Source organism: Dyella sp. 01N36 (assembly GCF_056399745.1).
The window spans coordinates 46,978-55,498 of sequence record NZ_JBFTRY010000015.1 but is presented as its reverse complement, the minus strand read 5'-3'; the positions used below and the strand labels follow the sequence as shown (position 1 = coordinate 55,498).

5 protein-coding genes and 1 pseudogene are annotated in these 8,521 nt (G+C 63.3%); 5 read left to right on the top strand and 1 reads right to left on the bottom strand.

Going from position 1 to position 8,521, the window contains the following annotated elements; translation table 11 throughout:
• The 5 genes and pseudogenes from AC1DMG_RS05765 to AC1DMG_RS05745 all read left to right on the top strand — a co-directional run.
• A pseudogene (locus tag AC1DMG_RS05765) lies at positions 1-151 on the top strand (bifunctional D-altronate/D-mannonate dehydratase); the annotation flags it as partial.
• Between the two features lie 204 nt (positions 152-355).
• A complete protein-coding gene (locus tag AC1DMG_RS05760; protein WP_441602104.1) occupies positions 356-2,974 on the top strand; it encodes a glycoside hydrolase family 2 TIM barrel-domain containing protein in 2,619 nt (872 codons plus the stop codon).
• Positions 2,975-3,028: 54 nt separating this feature from the next.
• Complete coding sequence (locus AC1DMG_RS05755) at positions 3,029-4,285, top strand: MFS transporter (protein WP_441602103.1); 1,257 nt, start codon at positions 3,029-3,031, stop codon at positions 4,283-4,285.
• Positions 4,286-4,370: 85 nt separating this feature from the next.
• The gene (locus AC1DMG_RS05750) at positions 4,371-5,129 is read left to right on the top strand and encodes an SGNH/GDSL hydrolase family protein (RefSeq protein ID WP_441602102.1); all 759 of its coding nucleotides are present in this window, start codon (positions 4,371-4,373) and stop codon (positions 5,127-5,129) included.
• Between the two features lie 231 nt (positions 5,130-5,360).
• Positions 5,361-7,469 carry a TonB-dependent siderophore receptor gene (locus AC1DMG_RS05745; RefSeq protein WP_441611347.1) on the top strand — a complete coding sequence of 703 codons (2,109 nt, stop codon included), beginning with the start codon at positions 5,361-5,363 and terminating at the stop codon, positions 7,467-7,469.
• 127 nt (positions 7,470-7,596) lie between these two features.
• On the opposite strand, the gene AC1DMG_RS05740 is transcribed toward AC1DMG_RS05745, so the two are convergent.
• A complete protein-coding gene (locus AC1DMG_RS05740) occupies positions 7,597-8,520 on the bottom strand; it encodes a flavin reductase (protein ID WP_441602100.1) in 924 nt (307 codons plus the stop codon).
• Between the last annotated feature and the right edge of the window lies 1 nt (position 8,521).

Below are 8,521 nucleotides of genomic sequence, written 5' to 3'. Positions count from 1 at the left end.
CGCCTATTCCTTCGAGCAGGGCTATCTGTATCCCGGCGATGCGATCGGCCATGGCGTGGAGATCGACGAGAAGGAAGCGGCGAAGTACCCGTACCAACCCGCCTATCTCCCGGTCGCGCGCCTGGAAGACGGCACCATGTGGAACTGGTAAGCGACACGATTTCCCTCCGCCGCCGTGTCCTGCACGGCGGCTTTTTTTATGGGCCATCGCTGCCTCTCCGTGCCGCTGGTCTCGTTGACACCACCGCGGCCTTGCCGGAGTATTGGTCAAACCAATATTTCGCAAACAGGATAACCGGTGATGCATCGACCCAGCGTTCGACGAGTCCTTGCTTCCGCGTGCCTGGCAAGTTTGATGGCGATCGCCGCAATCCTGCCCCTGCCCGCCCTGAGCGCAACCTCGCCGGCAGCTGACGGCCGCAACACCCAAGCACTCACCACCGGCTGGCAGTTCCGCTTCGGCGGCGACCCGGCGGGTGTCACCGACAGCAACTACGACGACCAAGGCTGGACCTCGGTCAGCCTTCCGCATACCTGGAACCGCGTGGGCGAATACGGCCTCACGCCGTCGCCGGCCATGAACAACAACCATGGCCTGGGTTGGTATCGCCTGCATCTGGATGTGCCGTCGAAGCTCGCGGGGCGGCGCCTGTTCCTGCAGTTCGACGCGGTCGGCAATATCGCCGACGTGTGGGTCAACGGCGTGCATGTCGGCCGCCATGAGGGTGCGTTCTCGCGTTTCCGCTTTGACGTCACCCAGGCGATCAAACCCGGCGCCAGCAACGTGATCGTGGTCAAAGCCGACAACACCAAGCCGGATATCGGTGCGTCGACCGAGAACGTCATACCGCTCGGTGGCGACTTCTTCATTCATGGCGGCATCTATCGCCAGGTGGCCTTGATCGACACGGACAGCGCGCAGATCGACCTGCTTGATCACGGCAGCCCCGGTGTCTACGTAAGCACGCCCGAAGTCGACAAGGACGCCGCCAAGGTGGCGGTGCTGGCGAAGCTGCGCAATTTCTCCGCGGCGTCGCGCAATCTCACCCTCGTCACCACCATCCGCGACGATGCCAACCATGTAGTTGCCGACGACAGCAGCGCCCTGAAGCTCGATGGCTCGGCCACGCTCGACGCGCGTCGCTCGTTGACGCTCAAGCAGCCACGGCTCTGGCGCGGCCTCAAGGATCCCTATCTCTACGCTGTCACGGTGGAGCTGCGCGACCACGGCAAGGTGATCGACCGTGTCGAGCAACCGCTGGGCGTGCGCAGTTTCAAGTTCGACGCCAACCAGGGCTTCAGCCTCAACGGCGAAGCGCTGCCGCTGCACGGCGCATCGCGTCACCAGGACAGGCTGGGCAAGGGCTGGGCGATCTCGCCGCAGGATCACGCCGAAGACATGGCGATCATGGCCGAGATGGGCGTCAATACCATTCGCGGCGCGCACTACCAGCACGCGCAGGAGTGGTACGACGACGCCGACAAGACCGGCATGATCATGTGGGCCGAAGTGCCCTTCGTGCACCAGTCCTCCTTCACCAACAGCGCACCCAGGCAGGCGCTGATCGACAACGGCAAGGAACAACTGGTGGAACTGATCCGCCAGAACTACAACCATCCCTCCATTGTGGTCTGGTCGGTCGGCAACGAGACGGACATCCGTCCCGTGCAGTTGAAGTTGAAGACACCGGCGCAATCGCTGGTGATGCTCAAGGTCCTCAACGAGGTCGCCAAACAGGAAGATCCCTCTCGCGCCACCGGCTATGCCGATTGCTGCGAAGACGCCATCGCCGGCCAACCGGTGCTGAGCAATGTGGCCGACCTCACCGGCTACAACCGCTATTTCGGCTGGTATTACGGCAAGCCGGAAGAGCTCGGCAGCTTCCTGGACAAGATGCACGCACGCTACCCCGCCATGCCCATCGGCGTGAGCGAGTACGGCGCCGGTGGCGGCCTCACCCAGCACACGGACAATCCGCTGGGAGGTCCGGTCAATGTGTTTGGACGTCCGCATCCGGAAGAATACGAAAGCTGGGTGCACGAGCAATCGTGGAAGGCGCTCGCCGCGCGCCCTTATCTTTCCGGCGTGTGGATCTGGAACATGTTCGACTTTCCTTCCGACCTGCGCGAGGAAGGCGATGCGATCTACCTCAACGACAAGGGCCTGGTTACCTTCGATCGCAAGGTGAAGAAGGACGTGTTCTATTTCTACAAGGCGCAGTGGTCGGGCGAGCCGGTGCTGTACATCACGGGCCGTCGCTATGTCGACCGCGCCTATCCGGTGACCGAGGTGCGCGTGTACAGCAATGCCGAGCGCGCGACGCTCAGCGTCAACGGCCGGGATCGCGGCGTAGCGGCTTGTCCTGAGCACATCTGCGTTTGGCACGACGTAGCGCTGAAGCCCGGCAGCAACAGCGTGCAGGTGAATGCTTCGATCCATGGCAAGCAGCTCAGCGATACGGTCAACTGGACCGCGCCGGATGCTGCCGCTGGCATGCGCATCAAGTCCGGCAGCCTTACCGGCTTGACCACCGGCGATGCGCAGCGCTTCGGCTCGGATAATTTCTTTGTCGGCGGCGAAGGCAAGACGCTCAACCCGTTCCGTCGCGGCGCCAACGAAGCCGGTACGGAAGTTCCGGTGAAGCACATCGCCGGCGCGAAAGACGCGGCGCTCTATGAGGCCTATCGCGAAGGTGCGTTCCAGTACGACGTGCCGTTGCCCAACGGCCGCTGGGAAGTCACCGTCCATGTCGCCGAACCCGATGCCGCATTGGCGGCCTCGCGCACGTTTACGGTCAAAGCAGAAGGTACGGTGGTGCTCTCACACTTCAATCCAGCCAAGGCTGCAGGCGGTGCCCTCAAGGCAGTCGAGCGCCGCTTCCCCGTGGTAGTGAAGAACGGCAGGCTCGTGCTCGACTTCATTCCCGAGGGCGGCCCGGCCATCGTGTCTGCCATTACCGTCACGCCGGGCTAAGCGGCACGCCCTTCTTCACGATCCACCGGTGCGCACTGCGCGCGAGGTCAACTCATGTTCACGCACGGCCGGCGCTGGTGGATCATTTGCCTCGTCACACTCGGCACGATCCTCAATTACCTCGCGCGCTCGTCGCTCGCCGTGGCGGCGCCCACGCTCAAGACGGTATTCGCGATGTCCACGCGCGAATACAGCTGGGTGGTGGCGACGTTCCAGGGTGCATACACGGTGATGCAGCCGATCGCTGGCTGGGTGCTCGATAAGCTCGGCTTGCGGCTTGGCTTTGCGCTGTTCGCCATCGGCTGGTCGATTTCCAATTGCGCGCACGCGCTGGCCGGCAGCTGGATGGGGCTCGCGTTCTTTCGCGGCCTGCTCGGCGCCACCGAAGCGGCGGCGATACCCAGCGGGCTGAAGGTCGTCTCCGAATGGTTTCCACCGAAGGAGCGCACGGTAGCCACCGGCTGGTTCAACATCGGCTCATCGCTGGGCGCCATGATCGCGCCGCCGCTGGTGATCTTCTGCATTCTGCACTGGGGCTGGCAGATGGCGTTTATCGTCACCGGCGGACTGGGCTTGCTGTGGGCTGCACTCTGGTACTGGGGCTATCGCAAGCCCGAGGATGATGTTCGCCTCGGCGCCGAGGAGCGCGCCTACATCTTGAGCGGTCGTGCCGTGGACCCGCCAGCTAAAGGCGTGGATGCGTGGCACACCGTGCTCGCGACGCGGGAATTCTGGAGCATCGCCATTCCGCGCTTTCTCGCCGAACCGGCGTGGCAGACCTTCAACTTTTTCATCCCGTTGTATCTGTCCGAAGTGCGTCACATGGACTTGAAGCATGTCGCCGCCTTTGCCTGGCTCCCGTTCCTTGCCGCCGATGCCGGCTCGCTTTGCGGCGGCTATCTCGCCCCATGGCTGATGCGTCGCTTCGGTGCATCGCTGCTCACGTCGCGCAAGCTGGTCATGACGTTGGGCACCTCGCTGATGATCGGCCCCGCGTGCATCGGCCTGGCCGACAGCACCACCCTGGCCATCGTGCTGTTCTGCGTGGGCGGCTTCGCGCACCAGATGCTGTCCGGTGCCCTGATGACCTTGTCGGCCGACGTGTTCGACAGTCGCATCGTGGCGACGGCCACCGGCATGGCGGGTTCGGCCGCATGGATCGGTGGCCTGGCCTTCTCGCTGGTCGTGGGTGCATTGGCCGACAGCCTGGGCTACCACCCGCTGTTCGCCTGCCTGGGCATCCTCGACCTGCTGGCTGCGATCGCGCTGTGGAGCTTGTTGCGGGAACGGCGTGGTGTGGCGCGGGCGTGATGCCGCGCATCAACTTCCATCGTCCTGCATCGTGAATTAAGGTGGCTGCGCGCTTTTGCATGCACCCTTCATCACGGATACCCGCATGACTGCTCGATGGATGACCGTTTCCGCGCTCGCCTCGCTGTTGTGCCTCGCCATGTCGCCAGCCAACGCGCAGGAACACGTCGCCGGAATCGTTGCCGATCCATGCACGATGGAGAAGGCATCCGAGAATGGAACCGTCTTCGCACGCGACTTCGCACAACTGTGTCAGTACCGCGCGCAGAATGCCGAACTGATGAAGCCCGGCAGTCCGACGCCGCGTGTGGTCTTCATGGGTGATTCCATCACCGAGTTCTGGGGCCAGAAGGACGCGGCGTTTTTCACCAACGGCAAGGTCGATCGCGGCATCAGCGGCCAGACAACGTCGCAGATGCTGTTGCGCTTTCGCCAGGACGTGATCGACCTGCATCCGCAAGCCGTGCACATCATGGCCGGCACCAACGACGTGGCCGGCAACACGGGACCGGCGACGCTGGAACAAGTGGAAGGCAACCTCGCCTCCATGGCGGAACTGGCGAAGGCGCATGGTATCCGCGTCATCCTGGCCAGCGTTCCTCCCGCGGCCCGCTTCCCCTGGCGCCCGGGCCTGCAAACCGTCCCCACCATCCAGGCGTTGAACGGCTGGATCAAGGCCTATGCCGCGCGTAACGGTTTCACCTATGCCGACTACTACGGCGCGATGGCGACGCCCGAGGGCGGCATGAAGGCCGGTATGGCCGAGGACGGCGTTCACCCCACGCTTGAGGGTTATAGGGCGATGGAGCCGCTGGCCGAGGCGGCCATACGAGCCGTCCTTTAAGCGGACCGCGTCGCACGCCCTCCCTCTGGGCGCCGCCATTACACAAGCAGATCAGTTGCTTGCAGCTGCGCCTGGGCGGGTTGTGGACGCCCCCGCCGGACATTGCGCCGCGGCCATTTGACGTAATAAGTTGATCTACAAATAAGAATCATTATCATTGTGTAACTCGCCTCGGGCGAGCCGTGCCGCCACCCGCGGTCACGGCCACGATTCTTCTAGGGTTTCCTCAACATGTCCGCGTCCTTTTCCAGAACTGCGCTTCTGGTAGCGATCTCGTTTGCCCTGCTCGGCCCGGCCCACGCCGACGACCAGACCGAGAGCAGCAACACTGCCACCAAGACCACCAGCGCGGACGACAAGAAGAGCGTGTCGCTCGCGCCGGTCAATGTCGTCTACTCGACCACCAAGACTGAAACGCCGACCGTCGAGATCCCGCAATCGGTGAGCACCATCACGCCCGATCGCATGTCGCTTTACGGCATGCAGAATCTGGATGAAGCGGTGCGCTACATGGCCGGCGCGGTGGGCGGCAGCTACGGCGCCGATCCGCGCAGCGACTGGATCCTGATCCGCGGCTATGACCCGGCGAAATTCCTCGACGGCCTGGCGCTGCCCAGCGGCTCATGGACCGCCGATTCGCGCATCGAGCCGTACGGCCTGGAACGCATCGAAGTGAACAAGGGGCCGTCGTCGGCGATGTACGGCCAGCTGCCGCCCGGCGGCATGATCGACATGACCAGCAAGCGCCCGAGCCTCGATGCACCGCACGAGATCGAAGCCACCGTGGGCAGCTTCGGCCAGAAGCAGCTGGCTGGCGATACCGGCGGTCAACTCGACAATGATGGCCATTGGTTGTGGCGCGTCGTGGCGTTGGCGCGCCAGGGCGATTCCAACATCAAGCATTCCAGGGACGACCGTTACTACTTCGCGCCCAGCCTCACCTGGCAGCCGGACGACAACACCTCCTTCACCCTGCTCCCCCGCTATCAACGCACGCTGTCCGACGGCGTGGGCGGCTTCCTGCCGTCGCAGGGCACGCTGTACCCCAATCCCAACGGCCAGATTCCGCGCGATGTGAATCCGGGGGAGCCGGGCTACGACCATTACTGGAAAACCGACGAATCGATCGGCTACGCCTTCAACCATCGCTTCAACGACGTATGGTCGTTCCGTCAGGATCTGCGCCTGCAGAACGAAAAGGTCGACCATCGCTCGATCGGCAGCCTGGGCCTGCAGGACGACTTGCGCACGCTCAACCGCTACAACTATCCGCTGGTGGATCACGCCAACGTGTTTGCGGCGGACAACCAGGTCGAGGCGAAATTCGACCAGGGCAGCGTGCAGCACAACGTGCTGATGGGCGTGGACTATCTGCATAGCCACAACGACTACAAGTCGGGCTTCGGCTCCGCGCCGACCATCGACATTTTCAATCCCGTCTACGGTCAGCCGATTCCGCCGGCGCCTTATACCTTCCACACCAACAGCTTGCTCGAGCAGCTGGGTGCGTACGTGCAGGACCAGATCAGCATCGGCAAGTGGGGCATCGTCGCCAGCGGCCGCGAGGACTGGGTCAGCAACGACGTGAAGGACTTGATCGCCAACACGCAGCAGAAGCAGAACGACAACGCGTTCTCCGGCCGCCTGGGCGTGAACTACACCACCGATATCGGTCTGGTGCCGTACGTGGCCTACTCGCACTCGTTCAAGACGACCGTTGGCACCACCTTTGATGGCAGCGCGTTCAAGCCGATCACCGGCGACCAGTACGAAGGCGGCCTGAAGTACCAGACGCCGGATGGCCGCACGCTGATCACCGGCGCCATCTACCAGCTCACGCAGAAGAACGCGCTCACCGTCGATCCCAACCACCTGTTCTTCTCGCTGCAGCAGGGCCAGACGCGTACGCGTGGTGCGGAGCTGGAAGCAAATGTCGCGGTGACCGATCACCTGAGCATGACGGCCGCGTATGCCTATACCGACGCCAAGGTCACCCATGCGAACGATGCCACGCTGGGCAAGGAAGTCGCCCTGGTGCCGAAGCAACAGGCCTCGCTGTCGGCCGATTACAACGTGCACGAAGGTGTGCTGGCGGGCCTCGGATTTGGTGGCGGCGTGCGCTTCATCGGCGAGCACTACGGCGATGCGTTCAATCAGTTCCGCACGGGCGGCTATACGTTGTTCGATGCGAATGCGCACTATGACGTGGAACGCTGGCGCTTCCAGGTGACGGCCGCGAACCTGTTCAATCGCCAGTACGTCAGCGCGTGCAATAGCGCGATCTGGTGTTATTACGGGTATCCGCGGGAGATCACGGTGTCGGCGCGGTATCGCTGGTAAGCGGGAGCATGGAACGATTGTCTGTGGGAGCGCACCCTGTGCGCGACAGCCACGCTTTGGTGTATCGCTCCGTAGGTTGTCGCGCACAAGTGCGCTCCTACACAAACAGCTGTGGCGTTCGGGCGAACTAGACCTCCGCAAACGCCTCCGCCTGATGCCGCCGATACGCCTGGTAATACGCCGGCGTGTGATGCAGCTGCGTACCGTCGGACAGCTCTTCGCCTGAGGCGACACGACACACGAAGAACAGGTGCGAACCGATCTCCTGGCTGTGCACGATGCTCAACTCGTGGATTCGCAGCGACTCGGCCACCGCGGGTATCCCGAAGTCCTGCGAGGGGCGAACCGGAAACGGCAAGGCCTGCCAATCCTGCAACGGATGCTTGTGGTGCTCGCTGAGCTTGTAGACCGCCGCTTTCATCGTGGCCGGCACGCTGGACAGCGCCACCTTGCGCAGCTCGCGCATGAAGGGCGCGGAGACATTGGTGCTGCGCAACGCCAGCGAATAGAAACCGCTGCGTTCCAGCGGACCGATCAAGTCCATCGGAAATATATTCTGATGATCCCCGGCTCCCACCGACACCAGCACGACCGGCCGCGGGCAAAGGTAGGCGATCATCAACTGCTGCACCGCTGCGGGCGTCATCAATGCATGCTGCGCCGAAGGATGTTTGCGCATCAGGCGATTTTGCAGCCATGCATTCCACGGGCGGCGCGGCCAGCCGAGGCAGCGATGTTCGCCTTTGGCCACGTGGTAAAGCGTGAGCGTCTTGTCGTCGACAGCAATAGAGGTGGCTTTGGCCAAGTGCAACGTGCCGACGGTGTCGCCCGTGGCACGATCGCTGTATTGGATCACCGCATGGTCGCCGGCATCGACGCTGGTGGCGATGGTCAGCGGCTTGAGCGACGCCACCGTGTGATCGTTGGTGACATCGGCCGAGCCACCGTCCCAGCGCAAACTGGCGTCCACCGCGTGTTGCGGCGGCGCCAGCGCAATCGTCGCCCATTGCGGCAGCGGGCGAACGAACGGCCTTAGCCAGTCCTTCCACATG